General features: G+C 68.8%; 15 protein-coding genes. 12 read left to right on the top strand and 3 right to left on the bottom strand.

The annotated features are described in order from the left end of the window. Positions 1 to 65: 65 nt before the first annotated feature. A complete protein-coding gene (gene typA / locus EJ105_RS11690; RefSeq protein WP_029557252.1) occupies positions 66 to 1,895 on the bottom strand; it encodes a translational GTPase TypA in 1,830 nt (609 codons plus the stop codon). 268 nt (positions 1,896 to 2,163) lie between these two features. Here typA and EJ105_RS11685 point away from each other — a divergent pair, with 268 nt between their 5' ends. The 12 genes from EJ105_RS11685 (at position 2,164) to EJ105_RS11630 (ending at position 18,161) form a co-directional block, all read left to right on the top strand. Next, the gene (locus EJ105_RS11685; protein WP_024277652.1) at positions 2,164 to 2,589 is read left to right on the top strand and encodes a potassium channel family protein; all 426 of its coding nucleotides are present in this window, start codon (positions 2,164 to 2,166) and stop codon (positions 2,587 to 2,589) included. A 171-nt stretch (positions 2,590 to 2,760) separates the two neighbouring features. Continuing rightward, the gene (locus tag EJ105_RS11680) at positions 2,761 to 4,056 is read left to right on the top strand and encodes a PP2C family protein-serine/threonine phosphatase (protein ID WP_250166465.1); all 1,296 of its coding nucleotides are present in this window, start codon (positions 2,761 to 2,763) and stop codon (positions 4,054 to 4,056) included. Between the two features lie 63 nt (positions 4,057 to 4,119). Beyond that, positions 4,120 to 4,440 (top strand): hypothetical protein, encoded by a 321-nt coding sequence (locus EJ105_RS11675; protein ID WP_029557249.1) that lies wholly within the window; start codon positions 4,120 to 4,122, stop codon positions 4,438 to 4,440. A 90-nt stretch (positions 4,441 to 4,530) separates the two neighbouring features. After that, a complete protein-coding gene (locus EJ105_RS11670) occupies positions 4,531 to 5,667 on the top strand; it encodes an FIST signal transduction protein (RefSeq protein ID WP_250166464.1) in 1,137 nt (378 codons plus the stop codon). Between the two features lie 386 nt (positions 5,668 to 6,053). Then, entirely contained in the window at positions 6,054 to 8,261 is a 2,208-nt protein-coding gene (locus tag EJ105_RS11665) for an oxidoreductase (RefSeq protein WP_029557247.1), read from the top strand. A gap of 141 nt (positions 8,262 to 8,402) precedes the next feature. After that, positions 8,403 to 10,565 (top strand): heterodisulfide reductase-related iron-sulfur binding cluster, encoded by a 2,163-nt coding sequence (locus EJ105_RS11660; protein ID WP_250166463.1) that lies wholly within the window; start codon positions 8,403 to 8,405, stop codon positions 10,563 to 10,565. Positions 10,566 to 10,568: 3 nt separating this feature from the next. Continuing rightward, positions 10,569 to 11,972: a hypothetical protein gene (locus tag EJ105_RS11655; RefSeq protein ID WP_250166462.1), complete on the top strand. Its 1,404-nt coding sequence runs from the start codon at positions 10,569 to 10,571 to the stop codon at positions 11,970 to 11,972. An 8-nt stretch (positions 11,973 to 11,980) separates the two neighbouring features. Next, the gene (locus tag EJ105_RS11650; protein ID WP_250166461.1) at positions 11,981 to 12,775 is read left to right on the top strand and encodes an electron transfer flavoprotein subunit beta/FixA family protein; all 795 of its coding nucleotides are present in this window, start codon (positions 11,981 to 11,983) and stop codon (positions 12,773 to 12,775) included. Further along, positions 12,775 to 13,746 carry an electron transfer flavoprotein subunit alpha/FixB family protein gene (locus tag EJ105_RS11645; protein WP_250166460.1) on the top strand — a complete coding sequence of 324 codons (972 nt, stop codon included), beginning with the start codon at positions 12,775 to 12,777 and terminating at the stop codon, positions 13,744 to 13,746. The genes EJ105_RS11650 and EJ105_RS11645 overlap by 1 nt, the downstream gene beginning before the upstream one ends. Before the next feature lie 188 nt (positions 13,747 to 13,934). Then, the gene (locus EJ105_RS11640; RefSeq protein WP_029557242.1) at positions 13,935 to 15,650 is read left to right on the top strand and encodes a trimethylamine N-oxide permease; all 1,716 of its coding nucleotides are present in this window, start codon (positions 13,935 to 13,937) and stop codon (positions 15,648 to 15,650) included. A gap of 19 nt (positions 15,651 to 15,669) precedes the next feature. Then, complete coding sequence (locus EJ105_RS11635) at positions 15,670 to 16,809, top strand: aminomethyl transferase family protein (protein WP_250166459.1); 1,140 nt, start codon at positions 15,670 to 15,672, stop codon at positions 16,807 to 16,809. 272 nt (positions 16,810 to 17,081) lie between these two features. Then, positions 17,082 to 18,161, top strand: coding sequence for a helix-turn-helix transcriptional regulator (locus EJ105_RS11630; RefSeq protein ID WP_029557240.1), 1,080 nt, complete (start codon positions 17,082 to 17,084; stop codon positions 18,159 to 18,161). 13 nt (positions 18,162 to 18,174) lie between these two features. Here the strand turns inward: EJ105_RS11630 and EJ105_RS11625 are convergent, their stop codons facing one another. After that, positions 18,175 to 18,969: an IclR family transcriptional regulator gene (locus EJ105_RS11625; RefSeq protein WP_051679036.1), complete on the bottom strand. Its 795-nt coding sequence runs from the start codon at positions 18,967 to 18,969 to the stop codon at positions 18,175 to 18,177. After that, positions 18,966 to 19,976, bottom strand: coding sequence for a 3-hydroxyacyl-CoA dehydrogenase (locus EJ105_RS11620; protein WP_250166458.1), 1,011 nt, complete (start codon positions 19,974 to 19,976; stop codon positions 18,966 to 18,968). Before EJ105_RS11620 ends, EJ105_RS11625 begins: the two co-directional genes overlap by 4 nt. Positions 19,977 to 20,009: the final 33 nt, after the last annotated feature.

Here is a 20,009-nt window from a genome sequence, read left to right as displayed (position 1 = left end):
CCCCCAAACAAAAAGGGCAGCGGCCGGAACCGCTGCCCTTTTCAATATCCGAAGGCGGGTGGCCCTCAGGCCAGCTCGGTTTCCTTCTTGCGCTCCTCGCGCTTGCGGTCGTTGGGGTCCAGCAGGCGCTTGCGCAGGCGGATGGACTTGGGCGTCACCTCCACCAGTTCGTCGTCCTGGATCCACGCCAGCGCCCGCTCCAGCGTCATGCGGATGGGCGGGGTCAGGCGCACCGCCTCGTCCTTGGAGGTGGTGCGGATGTTGGTGAGCTGCTTGCCCTTCAGCACGTTCACTTCCAGGTCGTTGTCCCGGTTGTGCACGCCGATGAGCATGCCCTGATACACCTTCCAGCCGGGCTCGATCATCATAGGGCCGCGGTCTTCCAGGTTCCACAGAGCGTAAGCCACCGCCTCGCCCGCCGCATTGGCGATGAGCACGCCGTTGGTGCGGCCGGCGATCTCGCCCTTGTAGGGCGCGTACTCGTGGAACAGCCGGTTCATGATGGCCGTGCCGCGGGTGTCGGTGAGCAGTTCCGACTGGTAGCCGATGAGGCCGCGGGTGGGCGCGTAGAAGACGAGGCGCTGGCGGTTGCCGCCGGAGGGCCGCATCTCGATCATCTCGGCGCGGCGCTCGCTCATCTTCTGGACGACGGTGCCGGAATATTCCTCGTCCACGTCGATCAGGACTTCCTCGATGGGCTCCAGCACCTGGCCCGTCGCCTCGTCCTTCTGGAACACCACGCGGGGACGGGACACGGCGATCTCGAAGCCCTCGCGGCGCATGGTCTCGATCAGCACCGCAAGCTGCAGTTCGCCACGGCCGGAGACGAAGAAGGAATCCTTCTCGGTGGATTCCTCGATCTTCAGCGCCACGTTGCCTTCCGCCTCGCGGAACAGGCGGTCGCGGATGACGCGGCTCGTCACCTTGTCACCCTCGGTACCGGCGAGGGGCGAATCGTTCACGATGAACGACATGGTGACGGTGGGCGGATCGATGGGCTGGGCCGCCATGGCCTCGGTCACTTCGAGCGCGCAGAAGGTATCGGCCACCGTGCCCTTGGAGAGGCCGGCGATGGCGACGATGTCGCCCTGCACGCCTTCCTCGATGGGCTGGCGCTCGATGCCGCGGAAGGCGAGGATCTTGGAGACGCGGCCCTGCTCGACCAGCGAGCCGTCCTGCGCCAGCACCTTGATGGCCTGGTTCGGCTTGATGGAGCCGGAGGTGATGCGGCCGGTGATCATGCGGCCGAGGAAGGGGTTGGCCTCCAGGAGCGTGCCGATCATGCGGAACGGGCCGTCGTCCACGGTGGGCTCGGGCACATGCTTCAGCACGAGGTCGAACAGGGGCGCCATGCCCTGGTCCATGGGACCTTCCGGGCTGTCGGCCATCCAGCCGCTGCGGCCGGAGCCGTAGAGGATGGGGAAGTCGAGCTGGTCGTCGGTGGCGTCGAGCGCCGCGAACAGGTCGAACACCTCGTTGATGACTTCGGTGGGACGGGCGTCGGAGCGGTCCACCTTGTTGATGGCGACGATGGGCTTGAGGCCGATCTTCAGCGCCTTGCCGACCACGAACTTGGTCTGCGGCATGGGGCCTTCCGCAGCGTCCACGAGCACGATGGCACCGTCCACCATGTTCAGGATACGCTCCACCTCGCCGCCGAAGTCGGCGTGGCCGGGGGTGTCCACGATGTTGATGCGCGTGTCCTTCCAGACCACCGAGGTGGCCTTGGCGAGGATGGTGATACCGCGCTCCTTTTCCAGATCGTTGGAATCCATCACGCGCTCGGCCACGCGCTGGTTCTCGCGGTAGGACCCCGACTGCTTCAGCAGCTCGTCCACCAGCGTGGTCTTGCCGTGGTCGACGTGGGCGATGATGGCGATGTTCCGCAGCTTCATGGAGGGTCCAGCACGAAAACGCGGGTCCGAATGGTTCGGGCCCGCCGGGAAAGGGGTATTTTGCGGCGCAAAATACACACAAACCGATCAAGATCAATGTGCCGGCGCTGCGGCCATGTCACCGGGCCCCCTCGGAACCGCGCCGGCACCGCGCCGCAAAGCCCTTGAACGCAACGCCTCGGCGCCCCTTGCTGCCACGTCCGCGCGGGTCCATCACGCTGGTTGGCGGGTGCGCACCCACCTGATGCGGAGAGCGATGGGGATGTTGATGGACGGAGCATTCGCTGCGGGCCTTCTGGTGAGCATCATCACCATCGCGATCCAGGCCCTGGGTACCGTCGTCGTCATCAAGATGGTGCGTATCGCTGCGCAGCACCTCAGCGGACGGCGCAAGATCGAGACACTCGTCGTCGTCATGGCGGCCTCGGGAACGCTGCTCACCGTCTTCCACCTCGTGGAGGTGATGGTGTGGGCGCAGCTCTATGCGCTCACCGGTGCCACCGAGCCCGACAACATCTATTATTTCGCCTTCGTCAATTTCACGACGCTCGGCTATGGCGACCTCATCCCGGCCCGGCCCTGGCGCATCCTCGGGCCGATGACGGCGGCCAACGGCATGCTGCTGTTCGGCTGGTCCACCGCCGTTCTGTTCTCCGTGCTGTCGCGGGCCATCGCCCAGCTGCACATCAAGTAGCGCCCGCGCCGTCCCGCGTTTGAGGTAAGAGCGTCCCGCCCCGGCTGCGCTATAGTGGTTCATCGTGGGGGGCGCACGCGGACCATGGTACCAGGAGCATCACAGCAGCAGAGACCGGACCCGACGGTTCCGGGCGGAACGGCGCCGGCCGCCCTGGCGGCCGCGCAGGTGATGGCGCGCCATCCCTATTTCGCCGGCTTTCCGCTGGAGGCGCTCAGCGCCCTCATCGCCGGTGGCGAATGGATGGACGTGGCGGCCGGCACCCGCCTGCTCTGCCGGGGCGACATCGGGACCTTCGCCCTGCTGGTGTTCGAGGGCACGGCGGTCGTCACCATCGACACGCCCTACGAGCACGTCCAGCTCGCCCAATTGCAGGCGCCGGCGGTGATCGGCGAGATCGCCGCCTTCACCGGCGTCGCCCGCACCGCCCATGTGGATGCCCTCACCCCCATCCGCGCGGTACGGCTGTCCGCCGAGGCGCTGGAGGCGGCGGGGCGGGTGCATCCCGATCTCCTCTCCGCCGTCATGCGCCAGTTCGGCCGCCGCTTCGAGACCTTCAACCAGGTCTTCGGCTTCTACGCCAACGCCCTGAATGCGCTGGAACGGCGCAACTTCGACCTCGCTTTGCTCGACGACCTGCGCAATCCGCTGCCGGAGATGGTGGATTTCTCCCACTCCTTCCGCCGTCTCGCCGAGGCGATCATGAGCCGGGCGGCCGAGCGGCGGGAGATGGCCAACGCCGCCGCCATCCAGCGCGCCATGCTGCCCCCGCCCCTGCCGGCGGAGACGCTGGCCGGACAGGCGGACATTTTCGCCGCCATGCGTCCGGCGAAGGACGTGGGGGGCGATTTCTACGATTATTTCCTCATTGATGGCCGCCGGCTGGTGGTGACGCTGGGCGATGTCGCCGGCAAGGGCACCCCCGCCGCTTTGTTCATGAGCGCCACCCAGACCGCGCTGCGCATGGTCCTGCGGAGCGAGCCGGACCTTGCCGTCGCGGTGGCGCGGGTGAACGAGCTGCTCTGCGCCACCAATGGCGAGGACATGTTCGTCACCCTGTTCTGCGGTGTCATCGACCTCGACACGGGCCTCCTCACCTACTGCAATTGCGGCCATACGGACTGCATGATCCTGCGCGCCGACGGTGGGCTGGAGCGGCCCGCCGCCACCGGCCCTGCCCTTGCCATGATGGAGGGTGCCCGCACCCGTGCCGCGACCGTGTCCCTCGCCCCCGGGGATCGCCTGTTCCTGTTCTCGGACGGCCTCACCGACGCGTTCAACCCGGCGGAAGAAGCATTCGGCGAGGCCCGGCTCGAAGCCGCCGCGCAGGCCGCCCTTGCGGCAGCGCCCGATCTTCCGGCTGCGACCTTCATCACCGGCCTGCTCGACACCGCGACCCGCTGGGCCGACACGGCCCCCCAGTTTGACGACATGACCGCGCTGGCGGTGACGCTCGGCCCGCGCTGATCGCGGAACCTCGCCCCCGCCCTGCGTGTTGCCCGAAGGGGGCCGAGCGAGCGGAGGACGGCCATGGCCCATGAAGAGAGCACGCACCCGGCGGCTTTGGACGGCCTGCCGGCGCGAACGCCGCTGGAACTGGACATCGCCACGGCGGCCCACCGCAAGCTGCTGGTGCTGGCTCTGCAGCTGATGGCTGGGGACGAAACCCTCCGCCTCGCCCTTATGGAGGCCGTCAGCCAGACGCTGACCTTCCACGATTCCCACGAGGACGCCGGCCTCGAGGCCGATGCCGCCTTCGCCTTCGAGCGGCGGGTGGACGCGGAATTCCGTCGCATCCTGACCGACGTGCAGGCGGTGCTCGGCGACGGGATGCGCTCCCCCGTGGTCTGAGCGGGACGGCACGGCACGCCGATTGCTTCGTTCGGCGCACGATCCTCAGTTCCGTGTCCGCATCCGGACGCATTGCGCGGAAACCCGCCCATGAGCCAGTTCTCCTTCGCCCACGCCGGCAATACCGACTGGCAGGCCGCCCTTGGCTCCTGCTGGAGCCAGCTGCACGCTCAACTGGCGGACAAGCCGCCGCCGACGCTCGGCTGGTGCTATCTCTCCGACCGCTACACCGGCGCCGCCGGAAACATCATGGAGGCCCTGAAGGCGGGCCTGCCGTCGGTGCGCTGGGTCGGCACCATCGGCGTCGGGGTGGCGGCGGACGATGTGGAATATTTCGACGCGCCCGGCATGGCGCTCATGCTGGCCGACATTCCGCCCGACGGCTTCCGCGTCTTCTCCGATCTGGAACCGCTCGGAGCGGACGGGTTCGAGCCCTTCACCGCCCTCGTCCATGCCGATGGCGGCACGCCGGACCTGCCCGAGCGGCTCAAGTCCCTGGCCGGGCAGACCCTCACCGGCTACCTGTTCGGCGGCCTGTCCTCCGCCCGCAACCAGCCTCTTCTGTTCGCCGACGACGTGATGCTCGGCGGGGTGTCGGGCGTCGCCTTCGGGCCTGAGGTGCCGGTGCTGTCCCGCGTCACCCAGGGTTGCCAGCCCATCGGCCCCAAACGGACCATCGACCGCGCCGAAGCCAATTACCTCGTCACCCTCGATGGCGGCCGCGCCCTCGACTGCGCGATGGAGGACCTCGGCCTGCCCGCCGACATCCCGGACGAGCAGCTGCGCCTCGAACTCGGCCAGACGCTGGCCGGGCTGATCGCGCCGGGCGAGGATACAAGCTCCGCGCCGGGTCGCTTCGGCACCGACACGCAGGTCCGCCACCTCTTGGGCGTCGGCCGCAAGGCCGGCGTGCTGGTGGTGGCGGAGCAGCTGGAGGCCGGCACCAGGCTCGCCTTCTGCAAGCGCAACGCGGAGGCTGCGCGCCACGATCTCCTGCGCATCGTCGCCGAGGTGAAGGCGCAGGCCGAAGCCGCCGGCGGCGCCCGCGGCGCGCTCTATGTGAGCTGCTCCGGCCGCGGAGGCCCGCATTTCGGTGCGCCCTGCGCGGAGTTCGCCATGGTGCGCGAGGCCCTCGGCCCGGTGCCGCTCGTCGGCTTCTTCGCCGATGGCGAAATCGCCCGTCACCACCTCTATGGCTACACCGGCGTGCTCACGCTCTTCACCTGACGGCCGCGCGCGCCGCCCCCAGAGCCACCCGACGAATGAAAGCCGCAGCGCGGAACCCTTGGCAGAGGCCGGGTTTCGGCTCGCGCCCGCGCGCCCGACACCCGATATCCCCTAACGTCAGCCCGGCCGCCCTATAGCAGACCCGCCGGATTTTGCAGTGCCGCATGTCACGATAGTGCCATTTGGCACTATTGCCGGAGACATGGCCCGGCGCGTTAGAGTTATCCCAATAAGAAAACGACCGGGAACAGACAAGCAAGCTCTTCATCGAGAAGCGACAGTCTTGATGTGCGCATCCGTGCGCGCAGAGCCTTCTGTTTGTCTTTTTCGGCGAAGAGATCCGGTCGTCACACGCCTGCCTTCCGGATTATTTACGGGGAGTTGAGATGACGCACGAAACGCTGGGTGTCAGCAAATACGATATTCTTTTCGAGCCCATCAAGATCGGGCCGAAAACCCTTCGGAACCGCTTCTACCAGGTGCCGCACTGCATCGGCGCCGGTTCCGACAAGCCCGGCTTCCAGGCCGCGCACCGCTCCATCAAGGCCGAAGGCGGCTGGGCGGCCCTCAACACGGAATACTGCTCCATCCACCCGGAATCGGACGATACGCACCGCGTCTCCGCCCGCATCTGGGACGAGGGCGACGTGCGCAACCTCGCCGCGATGACCTCGGAAATCCATAAATACGGCGCGCTCGCGGGCGTCGAGCTGTGGTACGGCGGCGCCCACGCCCCGTGCATGGAGACGCGCCAGACCGCGCGCGGCCCGAGCCAGTACGCCTCCGAGTTCGAATCCCTCACCTACTGCCACGAGATGGACTACGACGACATCCGTCGCGTGCAGGGCTTCTACGTGGAGGCGGCCCGCCGCGCCCGCGATGCCGGCTTCGACATTATCTATTGCTACGGCGCGCACTCCTACCTGCCGCTGCAGTTCCTCTCCAAGTATTACAACAAGCGCACCGACAAGTACGGCGGCAGCTTCGAAAACCGCGCCCGCTTCTGGGTCGAGACCCTGGAGCAGATGAAGGCGGCGGTGGGCTCCGAATGCGCCATCGCCACCCGCTTCGCCGTCGATACGCTGATCGGCGAGGACGGCATCGAGGTGGAGCGCGACGGCCTCAAGTTCGTCGAGCTGGCCGACGACCTCGTCGACCTGTGGGACGTGAACGTGGGCGACATCGCCGAGTGGGGCGAGGATGCCGGTCCCTCCCGCTTCTACCGTCAGGGCCACCAGCTTTCCTGGCAGAAGTTCGTGAAGCAGGCCTCGAAGAAGGTCGTGCTGGGCGTCGGCCGCTTCACCGATCCGGAGAAGATGGTCGAGGTCATCCGCAACGGCGAGCTGGACGTCATCGGCGCCGCCCGCCCCTCCATCGCCGATCCCTTCCTGCCGGAGAAGATCCGCGACGGCCGTCTCGACGACATCCGCACCTGCATCGGCTGCAACGTCTGCATCTCCCGCTGGGAGATCGGCGGCCCGCCCATGATCTGCACCCAGAACGCCACCGCCGGCGAGGAATTCCGCCGCGGCTGGCATCCCGAGCGCTTCCCCAAGAAGGGCTCGGACGATGCCATCCTGGTGGTGGGCGCCGGCCCCTCCGGCTCCGAGTGCGCCCGCGTGCTCATGGAGCGCGGCTATGTGGTCCATCTCGTGGACAGCGCCGAGAAGGTCGGTGGCTATGTGAACGAGGTGGCCACCCTGCCGGGCCTCGGCGAGTGGAGCTATCACCGCGACTATCGCGAGGTGCAGCTCGGCAAGCTGGTGAAGCGCAACCGCGACAGCCAGATCGCCCTCGGCGGCAAGAAGCTCTCGGTGGAGGACGTGCTCTCCTACGGCGCCGACAAGGTGGTGATCGCCACCGGCGCCCACTGGGTCACGGACGGCACCAACTGCCTCACCCACGCGCCCATCCCGGGCCTGGAAGGCACGCCGCGCGCCAATGTGCTGACGCCGGAAGACGTCATCCTCGGCACCAAGCCCATCGGCAAGCGGGTGATGATCCTCAATGCCGACCCCTACTACATGGCGCCGAGCCTCGCGCAGAAGCTGGCGGAGGCAGGGCATCAGGTGACGGTGGCGTCGGGCGTGGAACTCGGTCGCTACATGCACTTCACGCTTGAAGCGCCGAACATGCACCGCATGCTGCATGAGCTGCACATCAACGTGCTTTCCAGCACCTGGGCGAGCCGCGTGGAAGACGGGCGGATCGAGCTCTACAACCTCTGGGGCGACGGGCATAAGCGCGTCTATACCGGCCCCGGCAAGATGCCGCGCAGTGCCAACACCACCCACGCCTGGCACGAATACGACACCCTCGTGCTGGTCACCGCCCGCCGCTCCGAGGATGCCCTGTTCCGGGCCCTCAAGGCGCGCTCCGGCGAGTGGGACGCCCGCGGCATCAAGGGCGTGTACGTGATCGGCGACGCCTGGGCGCCCAAGCTCATCGCCGATGCCACCTTCGACGGGCAGCGTCTTGCCCGCGAGATCGAAGAGGCGAACCCGCAGGAGCCCAAGCCCTACCGGCGCGAAGCTGCCGTCTACGGCTCGCCCTACCAGCCGGGCGGCTCCTACGAGATCCGCTACCAGGGCTAGTTCCCCTCGTCCTGGTCAGAGCGGGCGGGGCGCGGCAGATCACGCGCCCCGCATGCCCGCCGTCGTCGGGGTCCAATCCCTCGGCCGGCACGGGCATTCGCATGAGCACAGCCAAGAAAAAAATCAGAGGGCGAGCAGCACATGATTCCGAGCGGCATCGATCCATCCAAGGTCACGCGCATCCTGTTCCAGGATTTTTCGCCCTGGATGCTCGCGATCTTCTATGTCTATGCCATCGGCTGCATGGCGGCGTTCGCCTGGGGCGTCTACGCCCAGGTGCACAAGTATCGCGCCGGACGCCGGGGGACGCGCCTCGCCTGGGGCGACATCGGCCGCAGGCTGCTCGACACGGCGAAGACCATCGCCTCCCATCGCACGCTGCGCCGGCGCGACACCACCGCCGGGCGGCTCCATGCTTTCATCTTCTACGGCTTCACGCTGCTGTTCATCGGCACCGCCACTATCACGCTGCAGGAAGACATTCTCGGCCCGCTGATCGGCCTCGAATTCTGGCACGGCCACTTCTATTTGCTGTTCAAGCTCACGATGACGCTCGCCGGCACCGGCTTCATCTGCGGCCTCCTCTACATGATGTGGCGGCGCGGCTGGCTGAAGCCGCCGAAGCTCGATTATGCCCGGCCCGACCGCACGCCGCAGGACGCCGACTTCTCCCGCGAGCGCTACCGCATCGAGGACTGGGCGTTTCTCTGGACCCTGCTGCTCATCGGCATCACCGGCTTCCTGCTCTCCGGCGCCCGCATGGTGTGGCTCCAGAATGATCCGGCGGTGTGGGACACGCGCTGGTGGGCCCCGGTGGGCGCGTCCATCGCCGCTGGCCTGAAGGCGGTGGGCTTCACCAGCGCCGGCGCGGGTGCGCTGCGCATGGGGCTGTGGTGGCTGCACGGCGTGCTGGCGCTCACTTTCATCGCGCTCATTCCCTACACCAAGGCGAAGCACATCTTCACCGCCGCCGCCTCGTGGCTGCTGCGCAATCCCGAGGCCATCCGCCACCTGCCGCTGGGCGATCTCGATGCCGACCGCATCGGCTATCGCGAGCTGGGCGACGTTGCGAGCCGCTATCTCGTCCAGGCGGACGCCTGCACCAAGTGCGGCCGCTGCCACGAGGCCTGCCCGGCGCGCGCCGCCGGCTATCCGCTCTCCCCGCGCGACGTGGTGCTGACACTGCGCGAGCAGGCCAACACCCATCTCGGCGAGGTGCTGCCCAAGCCCCGCGCCGCCGGCTGCGCCGCGCCCCTCATCGGCCTCGCCACCGGCGAATACCGGCCGGAGACCCTGTGGTCCTGCCGCCAGTGCGGCGCCTGCACGGAGATCTGCCCGGTGGGGGTGGAGCACGTGCCGCTCATCAACATGCTCCGGCGCACCCTGGTGGACGAAGGCGAGATGGACCCGGCCCTCCAGCGCACCCTCGGGGCGGTGAACAAGACCGGCAACTGTTTCAACGAAAGCCGCCGCAAGCGCCCCAACTGGACCAAGGATCTGCCGTTCAAGATCAAGGACGCGCGCAAGGAGCCCGTGGATGTGCTCTGGTTCGTGGGCGACTATGCGAGCTTCGACCCGCGCAACCAGAAGGTCAGCCGCGCCTTCGCCCGCATTCTCCACTCCGCGGGCATCGACTTCGGCATCCTCTACGAGGGCGAGACCACGGCCGGCAACGACGTGCGGCGTGTGGGCGAGGAGGGCCTGTTCCAGCAGCTCGCGGAAGGCAACATCTCGACGCTCGGCGATTGCAGCTTCAACCGCATCGTCACCACCGATCCGCACTCCTTCAACACGCTGAAGAACGAGTATCCCGACCTCGGCGGCACCTATGACGTGAGCCACGCCAGCGCCTTCCTGAAGGAGCTGATGGCGGACGGGCGCATCACCCCCGCGCGGAAACTCGACTTCACCGTCACCTATCACGACCCCTGCCACCTAGGCCGCCTCAACAAGGGCTATGACGCCCCGCGCGAGCTGCTCGCGGCCACCGGCGTGAAGCTGGTGGAGATGGGCAAGAGCCGCGACAATTCCTTCTGCTGCGGCGGTGGCGGCGGCCGGGTGTGGGTGCCCGATCCGCCCGGCACCACCAAGGTGGGCGAGATCCGCGCGCGGGAAGCCGCCGAGATCCATGGCCTCGATGCTCTGGTGGTCAACTGCCCCAAGTGCATGACCATGCTCGAGGACGCGGTGAAGACCACCGGCAACGAGCGCAACTTCCGGGTATTGGAGCTGACCGAGCTGCTCGCCGAGGCGCTGGAGCCCGAGGAGCCTGCCGTCCTCCCCGCCCACGCCGAGGTCGGCTGAGCGATGCGCGCGCCAGCCAACATGGCCGCCTTGACGGGAGCGCTCATCGCCCGGGGCGACGCCTATCTGGCGCTGCCGGCCTACGGGGCGGAGGGCGCGGAGTGGGCGCAGGCGGCGCTGGCGCGGCTGCTGCTCTCCAATGCGCGCCTGAAGCTGGTGTTTGCCGCGCTGCCCTTCGCGCCGCCGGCCTTCCTCGCCCTCCTCGCCGGCGAGGACCGGCCCGCCATCCTCCAGCGCATCGTGCGCAACCCGGCCACCTCAGGCGCGACGCTGCTGCGCCTGGCGCGGCAGATGGACGATGCGGAGACCCGCAAGGCGCTGGCCGCCCATGCTCACACGCCGGCCGTGGCGCTCATCGGCCTCGCCATGCATGCGGACGCCGCCGTGCGCGCCGCGCTGCTGCGCAATGCCGGAACACCGGCCGTCGCCCTCCATGCCCTGCTGGACCACGCGGATGCCGCGGAGCGCGCCGCCCTCGCCCGCCACCCGCAGGCGGATGCGGATCTGCTGCGCACTTTGCTCGCGGGCGGCGATGCCGTGGTGCGCGCCGAGGCGGTGGCCCACCCCCATTGCCCGCTCACGCAGGTGGCCGATGCGTGCGTCGATGCCGATGCCGCCATCCGCCGCCGGGCGGCCTCCAATCCCGTGCTGCCGCCGAGCCTGCGTCAGGCGCTGATGGGTGATCCCGATCCGGCCGTCCGCGCGGAGGCCCTGCGCCTTCATGCGGAGGGCCAGGAACCGGCTTTGACCGATGACGGCGACGTGCGGGTGCGCCGCGCCCAGGCCCGCCATGTGGCCTTGCCGGAGGATCTGGCGGAAGCCCTCTCCCGCGACGGCGACGTGTGGGTGCGGGTCTGGCTCGCCCGCAATCCGGCGCTCCCCGCCGGCCTCATCCAGCAGCTGGGCGGCGATGCCGAGGCGCGGGTGCGCCATGCCGCCGGCCGCAATCCGGCCTGCCCGGCCGACGTGCTCGCGACCCTCGCCCGCGATGGCGACGAATGGGTGCGCGCCGCCGTGGCCTGCCGCCCCGATCTTCCGGTCGAGGCCCTGCGCGCGCTCGAACAGGAAGACGCGGTGGATGTCGCCTCCGCAGTCGCCCGCAACCCGCAGGCGCGGGACGCCGCGCTCCGCCGCCTCACCCGCCACGGGCAGGCGGACGTGCGCCGTGCCGTCGCGCTCAATCCCGATGCCCCGGCAACGGCCCTGCGCCTGCTGCTGGACGATCCCTATCCCCTCAACCGCGCTTTTGCCGTCCGCCATCCGAACCTTCCGGTGGCGGATGCCTGGGGCTCAGCCGACGACGACGCGCCGCAGGTGCGCTTCGCGGTGGGCAAGCGCGCCGTCACCCACGCCGCGGCCGCAGGGCGCGCCGCACGCAGGCACCTCGAAACCTTCCCACAGCCGTGAGGGCACCCATGAAAATACTCGTGCCGGTGAAACGCGTCGCCTCGCTCGATGACGAGTTCGAGCTCAACGACGATGGTCGCGATGTCGACCCGGATTTCTGCGAGTTCGACCTCAACGAATTCGACGAGTACGCGCTGGAAGCAGCGGTCCAGATCAAGGAAGCCGCGCCCGAGGGCTCGGTCGAGGTGGTGGTTCTGACCATCGGCCCCGACGATGCCGACGACGTGCTGCGCAAGGCCCTCGCCAAGGGGGCCGACCGCGCCATCCGCGTGGACGATGCGGGGCTCGAAGAGGCGGACCGCGTGGCCATCGCCCGCGTCATCGCCAAGGTGGCGGAGAACGAGGAGCCCGGCCTCGTGCTGTGCGGCGCGCAATCCGCCGACCAGGGCAACGCTCAGACCGGCATGTCGGTCGCTGCGCTGCTCGGCTGGGCGCGCACGGCGGTGGTCTCGAAGCTCGACTTCACCCCCGGTGCCGCCACCGCGCAGGTGGAGCGGGAACTGGAAGGCGGCCTGGTGGAGCGCATCGAGGTGGAGACGCCCGCGGTGCTCACCATCCAGCTCGGCATCAACACGCCGCGCTACGCCTCCCTGCGCTCCATCAAGCAGGCCAACGCCAAGCCCATCGAGTGCCTGACGCCCCACGACGTCGGCCTTGCCGACGCCGAGATCGGCGGCGCCGGCGCGCTCAGCCGGGTGCGGCGCGTGTTCGTGCCCGAGCGCGGGCGCGGCGAGATCATTGCGGGTACGCCTTCCCAGCAGGTGGCCCGTCTCCTGGAGATCATTTCGGAGGTGAACGGCTGATGTCCGGAATTCTCATCCTGGCCGAGCACCGGCGCGGCACCCTGCGCGACGCCACGCTGGAGGCCATCGGCGCCGCCGGCACGCTCAAGGCGGCCCTCGGCGGTCCCGTCACGGTCCTCGTCATCGCGGCCGATCCCGCCCCCCTGGTGGCGGCCGTCAGCGTCGGTGCGGTGGACGAGGTCATCACCGTCGCCCGTCCCGACGCGGCGACCTACGAGCCGCACGTCTACGAGGCGGTGCTGCGCGCCGTCATCGCCCAGCGCTCACCATCGCTGGTGCTGATGCCGCACAGCGTCGACAGCTTCTCCCTCGCCCCCGCCGTCGCCATCGGCGAGGGCCTCGGCTTTGCCACCGACGTGTTCGGTGTCGCGGTCGAGGACGGACAGGTGGTGGCGACGCGCGCCGGCTACAACGAGAAGGTCTTCGTGGAGATCGACTTTCCCGGCCGCTCCGGCGTTCTCCTCACCCTGCGCGGCGGTGCCTTCGCGCCGGAGACGGCGGCGGCCAGCCCCACCGTTTCCGCCCTCGACGCGGGTGCGGGCGCGGCACGCAGCAAGCATCTCGACTGGCGCGATCCGCCGGCTTCTGGTGGCATCGACATCCCCGGCTCGCCCTTCATCCTCTCCATCGGCCGCGGGGTCGGGGACGAGGCGAACGTGGCGCAGTTCCTGGAGCTGGCGGAGGGCCTCGGCGCGACGCTCGGCTGCTCGCGGCCCATCGCCGACAACGGCTGGCTGCCCAAGGCGCGTCAGGTGGGCCAGTCCGGCCAGCTGGCGGCCAAGTGCAACCTCTACATCGCCATGGGCATCTCCGGCTCGGTGCAGCACCAGTGGGGCATGAAGCACGTGGAGAACATCGTGGCGATCAACAAGGACCCCGAGGCCTCCATCTTCACCATCGCCCGCTACGGCATAGTCGGCGACATGCTGGAGATCGCCGAGGAGCTGAGGAAGCAGAAGGGCATCCAGTAGAGCACAGCTGAAAATCCGGGCCGGGACCGAGCGCCAAATCGGTCCCGGCATCCGGCCATGACGATCGCGTCCAGAGGCAAGAAGAGCGACCTCCGATTTCGTCGGAAGCGCCGCAAGGGTGACGACAGACACCATCCGGGCCGGGCACGCATGCCGTCGCCCCGAAGCACCGGGCAAGGGAGGACACCGTGACGACGATAACCAACATTCACGCGACAACGGAGGGTGACGGGAAACTGCACCGCTCCATCAGCTGGACCGGAGCCTTCTGGGTGGCGAGCGGCGTGCCCGCGCTCGTGCTCTTCTCCATCGGCGGCATCGCCGGCACCACCGGCACGCTCTCCTTCCTCGTCTGGGCCATCTCCATCGGCATGGGCTTCATCCAGTCCTTCATCTATGCCGAGATCGCCGGCCTGTTCCCGAACAAGTCGGGCGGCGCCTCCATCTATGGCGCGGCCGCCTGGGTGCGCTACGTGAAGCTGGTGGCGCCACTCTCGGTGTGGTGCAACTGGTTCGCCTGGAGCCCGGTGCTCTCGCTCGGCTGCACCATCGCCGCCGCCTACATCCTCAACGCCTTCGCCCCCATCCCGGCGGTGAACAGCGCGGAGGTGGCGCAGTGGATCGCCGCCCATGCCACGACCCTCACCGGCACCGATGCCGAGAAGGCCGCGGCGGCCGTTGCGGCGCTGACGCCGGCGGTGCGTGACTGGACGCTGTTCTCCCACGCCATCGGCCCCGTCTCCTTCTCGCTGAATGCCTCCTTCTTCGTGGGCGCAACGCTGATGCTGGTGGTGTTCGCCATCCAGCACCGGGGCATCATGGGCACCGCCAGCGTGCAGAAGTGGATCGGCCTCTCGGTCATCATTCCCATGATCATCGTCGGCCTTGTGCCGATCCTCACCGGCAAGGTGGACTGGGGGAATTTCTCGCCGCTGGTGCCGCTCGCCGCAGCCGGCGCGGCCGATCCCGGCAGCTGGAACATCCCGGGCTGGACGCTGGTGCTCGGCGGCCTGTTCATCGCCGCCTGGTCCACCTACGGCTTCGAGACCGCCGTCTGCTACACCAGCGAGTTCCGCAATCCCGAGAAGGACACCTTCAAGGCCATCTTCTACTCGGGCCTCCTGTGCCTCGCGCTGTTCATCCTCGTGCCCTTCACATTCCAGGGCGCGCTGGGACTGACCGGAATGCTGGACCCGGCCATCGTGGACGGCTCGGGCGTCGCCCAGGCGCTGGCGCACATGGTGGGCGGCGGCAAGATCGTCGAGAGCGCCCTCGTGATGCTCATGATCCTCGCGCTGATGCTGTCCATCATGACGGCCATGGCGGGCTCCTCGCGCACCCTCTACCAGGGCGCCGTGGACGGCTGGCTGCCGCGCTTCCTCGGCCATGTGAACGAGCACGGCGCGCCCACGCGGGCCATGTGGACGGACCTGTGGTTCAACCTCGTGCTGCTCGCCATCGCCTGCGCCGATGCCACCAGCTTCTTCTTCGTGCTGGCGGTCGCCAATGTCGGCTACATCATCTTCAACTTCCTGAACCTCAACTCGGGCTGGATCCACCGCATCGATTCCGGGCATGTGGCGCGGCCCTACAAGGCCCCCACCTTCCTCCTCGTGCTCGGCACCGTCTTCGCCTTCGCCAATGCGGTCTTCATGGGCGCGGGCGCCAAGGTGTGGAACCCGGTGGCGCTGTGGGCGGGTCTCATCACCGCCGCCCTCATCATCCCGGTCTTCATCTTCCGGCACTATGTGCAGGACGGCGGCAAGTTCCCGCACGAGACCTTCGAGGACCTGCAGGTCGGCGACGGGACGAAGACCCAGAAGCGCGCCGGCATCCTGCCCTACCTCGCGCTCATCGCCGGCATCGCGGTGGTGATCCTCTCCGACCTCTTCTTCCACCTCTGATCCGCAAGGAACATGCAGGATGACACAGGGACTTTCCGCCTTCTCGCGCCTCTCCGCGCTGTCCGACCGCCACCGCGCGCTCGGCACCGCCTTCGAGGCTTCCTGGAACGACATGCCGGTGCCGCAGAACTACGCCACCGACACCTATGACGAGGTCATCGCGGTGCGCACCGCCGCCGGCCTGTTCGACGTCTCCGCGCTGCGCATGATCGACGTGGCGGGCAAGGAAGCGCTCGCCGTGCTGAACGAGATGTGCACCTCGGACATCTCGAAGATCGCGCCCGGCGCCTCCTCGCTCACCAGCGTGGTGGACGAGAACGGCTCGCTCATCGACGACGTGCTGATCTATTGCGACGGGCCGAATGCCTATCGCATCTCCCACGGCGGCGGCTCGCTGGAAGACATCCTGCCCGGCGTCGCGGCGGGCCGGGACGTGACCTTCACCAAGGACAACGACGTCCACATCATGTCCCTGCAGGGGCCGAAGGCGCTCGACATCCTCAACCCGAACACCCCGTTCGCGCTGGAGACCCTGCCCTATTTCGGGCACCAGCGCACGACGCTGTTCGGCCGTCCGGTGTCCATCGCCCGCGGCGGATATTCCGCCGAGCGGGGCTACGAGGTGTTCTGCGCGGCGGCCGATGCCGTGGCCCTGTGGGATGCCATTCTCGCCGCCGGAAAGCCGGTCGGAGCCATGCCGGTCTCCTGGTCCTGCCTCGACGTGGTGCGGGTGGAGGGTGGCCTGCTGTTCTTCCCCTACGACATGCCACAGGGCGACACCACCCCGTGGGAAGTGGGCCTCGGCTGGACGGTGGACCTGTCCAAGCCCGCCTTCCGCGGCCGCGACGCGCTGGTGCGCCGCAAGGGGCAGGAGCGGGTGGCGCAGGTGGGGGTCGAGATCGACCACCACGCCGCCGTGGAACCCGGCGCCAAGCTGTTCCGGGACGGCAAGGAAGTGGGGCTGGTGAACTCCACCGCCTACAGCCGCTATCTCATGCGCTCCCTCGCCCTCGCCCATGTGGTGCCGGAGCTGTCCGCTTGCGGCACCGAGCTGGAGGTCCGCGGTGCCGACGGCACGTTCGCGGCGCGGGTGGTGAAGACGCCCTTCTACGACCCGCTGCGCCTGCGCACCCATCCGCTTGAAGAACGTACGGCCTGAAACCTTAGCCACCTCAGGCCGTCGTGCCCCAGGGTTCTCTCCGGGCTTCCTCCGAGGAGCTTCCCCCCTGGGCGCTCGCCGGAGAGCGTTCCGTCCCAATCGCGCTCTCCGGCCCTTCCCCTTGGGGCCGGCTTCGGCCGGCCCCATTTTTCTGAAGCGAGTCCCATGATGGTCCCTTCGCGCGCGCCCCAGAATTGCCAAGCACCGAAGCTTGGGCTTTATTCGCCGCAACAAGAATTTCGCGCGTGGCGAATCCGTTGGGGCATGTTGCGATGGTCGACGCCGATCAACCCCGGCCCGCTGCCAAACCTGCCCGCTACAGCGCCGTGCGTCTGAACAGCCCGGAATGGTTCGCGCGCGTGGGCGAGGTGGCCCGCGTGATCGGCTCGGACCGCTTCCACCGGGAACTGGTGGAACTCGCCGGCGCCGCCATCAACCACGATGCCTGCTGGATCATCCGCTATTCGCGCGTGGCGCCGCCGGATGTGCTCTACACCAAGGACGTGGCGAGCGACGTGGTCGCCTATTACACCAACCTCTATTCGTCGGTGGACCCCTTCTCCGAATACTGGAGAAAGAACGGCAGTCCCGGCGTGCTGATGCTGAACGACGTGGGCTCGCCCGGCCGCTCGTGGGACATGTACCACAAGGTGTTCCAGACGCTGGCCAGCATCTCGGACGAGCTGGGCATGTTCTTCTCCACCGTCGGCCATTGCTGCTTCGGCCTGTTCCTGGAGCGGGAGACCGGGCGCTTCTCGCCGACCGACATCGAGCGGGCGCGGCTGATCTTCCCCATGCTGGAGGGCTTCCACCGCTCCCATCTGGGCGCCCTGTTCAACGACCTGCGCAACCCGCGCGGGACGCAGGTGGAGGGCTTCATCACCCGCCCCACCCTCATCGAGGACCGCTTCGGCGTGGATGTCTTCGCCAATGACGCCTGGCGCGACGCCGTCCGGCGCGCGCCTGCCCTTGGCGACGCGGTGGAGGCCCTGCGCGTGGCGCCGGGCGGGACGATCCATGCGGCAGGCCCGCTGACCGTGAAGGTGGAGGTCTTCGACCGCGACTTCCCGCTCGCGCCGGGCGGACGCATGTATGTGCTCGATGCGCCGCAGCGCGGGGTTGAGGACGATCCCGACCGCCTGCTGGAGGACGCCCTCGGCATCTTCACGCCGCGCGAGCGCGAGATCCTGCTGCTGCTGATGAACGGGCAGACCACCGGCGAGATCGCCCAGAAGCTCAGCCTCAGCAAGGGCACCATCAAGAACTGCCGGCTGCGCATGTATCGCAAGACCGGCGTCGGCTCCGAGCGCGCGCTGGTCAAGCACGTGATGCAGTCCATCGGGGCGCGCTGAGGCCCCGGGGCCCCTATTGCGACAGTGCGGCCGAGATGCGCTGGGCGGCGTCGAGCAGCACCGGCAGGAACTGGCTCCGCATCGCCTCGATGGAGGAGCGGCCCTCATGGGTGGAGACGTTGAGCGCCGCCAGCACCTCGCCGCGGCGGTTGCGCACGGGCACGGCGATGGAGCGCAGGCCGAGTTCCAGCTCCTGGTCCACCAGCGCCCAGCCCTGCCGGCGCGCATTCTCCACCGCCTCCTTCAGGGCCACCATGGTGGCGACCGTGCGGGGCGTGCGCTTCTCGATCCGCACCCGGTCGTAGAACACCGCGAGTTCGGCGGGGGGCAGGCCGGCGAGCAGCACCCGGCCCATGGAGCTGCAGAAGGCCGGCAGGCGCGAGCCGATGGACAGGCCGATGGTCATCACCCGCGCCGTGGGCACGCGGGCCACATAGACGATGTCGTCCCCGTCCAGCACCGAGAGGGAGCAGGATTCCTGCAGCGTGTTCACCACGTCGCGCATGACCGGCTGCGCCACCTCCCACATGGGCAGGGAGGACAGGTAGGCGAAGCCCAGCTCCAGCACCTTGGGGCGCAAGGCGAAGAGCTTGCCGTCCGTCTCCGCATATCCTTCGCGCACCAGAGTGAGCAGGAAGCGGCGGGCCGCGGCGCGGGTCAGGCCGGTGTGCTGGGCCACCTCGCTGAGCGTCATGCGGGGCTTGTACTGGCTGAAGGCGCGGATCACCTCCAGACCGCGCACGAGGGACTGGACATAGTCCTTGTCCTCGCCCGCCCCGGCGCGCTCCAGCACCTCGCCCGTCGTCATGCGCCCTCCCCGCCGGCGGCGGTCGATCCCGCCGGCGCATTATAGGGGGCGACGTTGGCCTGCCCAGCCGCCTTGTGTTCCGCCCCGCGGGCCGCCATCAGGCGCTCGTCGCGCCAGGCGACGCGGGCCTCCCAGTCCTCCAGCGGCAGCAGCGCCCGCCGCTCGGCCGTGGCGCGGGCGACGAGGGCCTCGCTCCACCCTTCCGGCTGGCCGCGCTCGGCCCCCATCTGCCGGTAGCGCTCGCCCATGCGGCGGGCGTGCTCGGCGAGGCCGCCGCGATAATTGAGATCCGACGTCTCGAACGGCCCGACGATGGACCAGCGAAGCCCCAGGCCGGACGTCATCACCCGGTCGATGTCGGCCACGTCCGCGATGCCCTGTTCCAGCATCCAGTAGGCTTCGCGCAGCACGGCGCCCTGCAGGCGATTGTAGATGAAGCCGTTGACCTCGCGCTTCAGCACCACCGGCACCTGCCCTGCGCGCGCCATGAGCACGCGGGTGCGCTCGGCGGCGGCGGGATCGGTGAAGGGGGCCGGCACGATCTCCACGATGGGAAGAAGATGGGGCGGATTGGCCGGGTGGGCGACGAGGCAGCGCGCCCGCCCGGGCAGATCCTCCGCGAATTCCGAGGCCGGCAGCGAGGAGGTGGAGCTCGCCAAGACCGCATCCGGCGGTGCCATCTCGTCCATCGCGCGGAACAGCTCCCTCTTCAGGTCGAGCCGTTCCGGCACGCTCTCCTGCACATGGATGGCGCCGTCGAGCGCATCGGCCAGGGTATCGACCACCCTCACCCGGGCCATCACCGCCCGTGGCGCTTCGTCGAGGAGACCATGGGCCGCGAGCGCGGCGAGGCGCTCGGCCACGGCTGGTAGCACCCCACGGCGCACATCCGCGGAGGCGTCGTGCACCCGCACATCGAGCCCCGACCGGGCGAACACGATGGCCCAGCCCACCCCCATGCTGCCGCCGCCCACGAGGGTGACGGGACCGCTCCGGCCTTCGGTCATGACGCGCCCCTTCCGTGCGTAGACGACATCATT

The organism is Xanthobacter aminoxidans, assembly GCF_023571765.1.
GTDB lineage: Bacteria > Pseudomonadota > Alphaproteobacteria > Rhizobiales > Xanthobacteraceae > Xanthobacter > Xanthobacter aminoxidans.
Note: the sequence above shows the minus strand (reverse complement) of the source record. Positions and strands in the feature narration are given on the sequence as shown.

What these genes read in the sequence shown, in the direction of transcription:
- EJ105_RS11675 (WP_029557249.1), top strand. Translation starts at nt 4,120, where the DNA reads ATGGCCCATGAAGAGAGCACGCACCCGGCGGCTTTGGACGGCCTGCCG.
- EJ105_RS11630 (WP_029557240.1), top strand. Translation starts at nt 17,082, where the DNA reads ATGGTCGACGCCGATCAACCCCGGCCCGCTGCCAAACCTGCCCGCTAC.
- EJ105_RS11665 (WP_029557247.1), top strand. Translation starts at nt 6,054, where the DNA reads ATGACGCACGAAACGCTGGGTGTCAGCAAATACGATATTCTTTTCGAG.
- typA (WP_029557252.1), bottom strand. Translation starts at nt 1,895, where the DNA reads ATGAAGCTGCGGAACATCGCCATCATCGCCCACGTCGACCACGGCAAG.
- EJ105_RS11620 (WP_250166458.1), bottom strand. Translation starts at nt 19,976, where the DNA reads ATGACCGAAGGCCGGAGCGGTCCCGTCACCCTCGTGGGCGGCGGCAGC.
- EJ105_RS11660 (WP_250166463.1), top strand. Translation starts at nt 8,403, where the DNA reads ATGATTCCGAGCGGCATCGATCCATCCAAGGTCACGCGCATCCTGTTC.
- EJ105_RS11685 (WP_024277652.1), top strand. Translation starts at nt 2,164, where the DNA reads ATGGACGGAGCATTCGCTGCGGGCCTTCTGGTGAGCATCATCACCATC.
- EJ105_RS11670 (WP_250166464.1), top strand. Translation starts at nt 4,531, where the DNA reads ATGAGCCAGTTCTCCTTCGCCCACGCCGGCAATACCGACTGGCAGGCC.
- EJ105_RS11650 (WP_250166461.1), top strand. Translation starts at nt 11,981, where the DNA reads ATGAAAATACTCGTGCCGGTGAAACGCGTCGCCTCGCTCGATGACGAG.
- EJ105_RS11645 (WP_250166460.1), top strand. Translation starts at nt 12,775, where the DNA reads ATGTCCGGAATTCTCATCCTGGCCGAGCACCGGCGCGGCACCCTGCGC.
- EJ105_RS11680 (WP_250166465.1), top strand. Translation starts at nt 2,761, where the DNA reads ATGGCGCGCCATCCCTATTTCGCCGGCTTTCCGCTGGAGGCGCTCAGC.
- EJ105_RS11635 (WP_250166459.1), top strand. Translation starts at nt 15,670, where the DNA reads ATGACACAGGGACTTTCCGCCTTCTCGCGCCTCTCCGCGCTGTCCGAC.
- EJ105_RS11655 (WP_250166462.1), top strand. Translation starts at nt 10,569, where the DNA reads ATGCGCGCGCCAGCCAACATGGCCGCCTTGACGGGAGCGCTCATCGCC.
- EJ105_RS11625 (WP_051679036.1), bottom strand. Translation starts at nt 18,969, where the DNA reads ATGACGACGGGCGAGGTGCTGGAGCGCGCCGGGGCGGGCGAGGACAAG.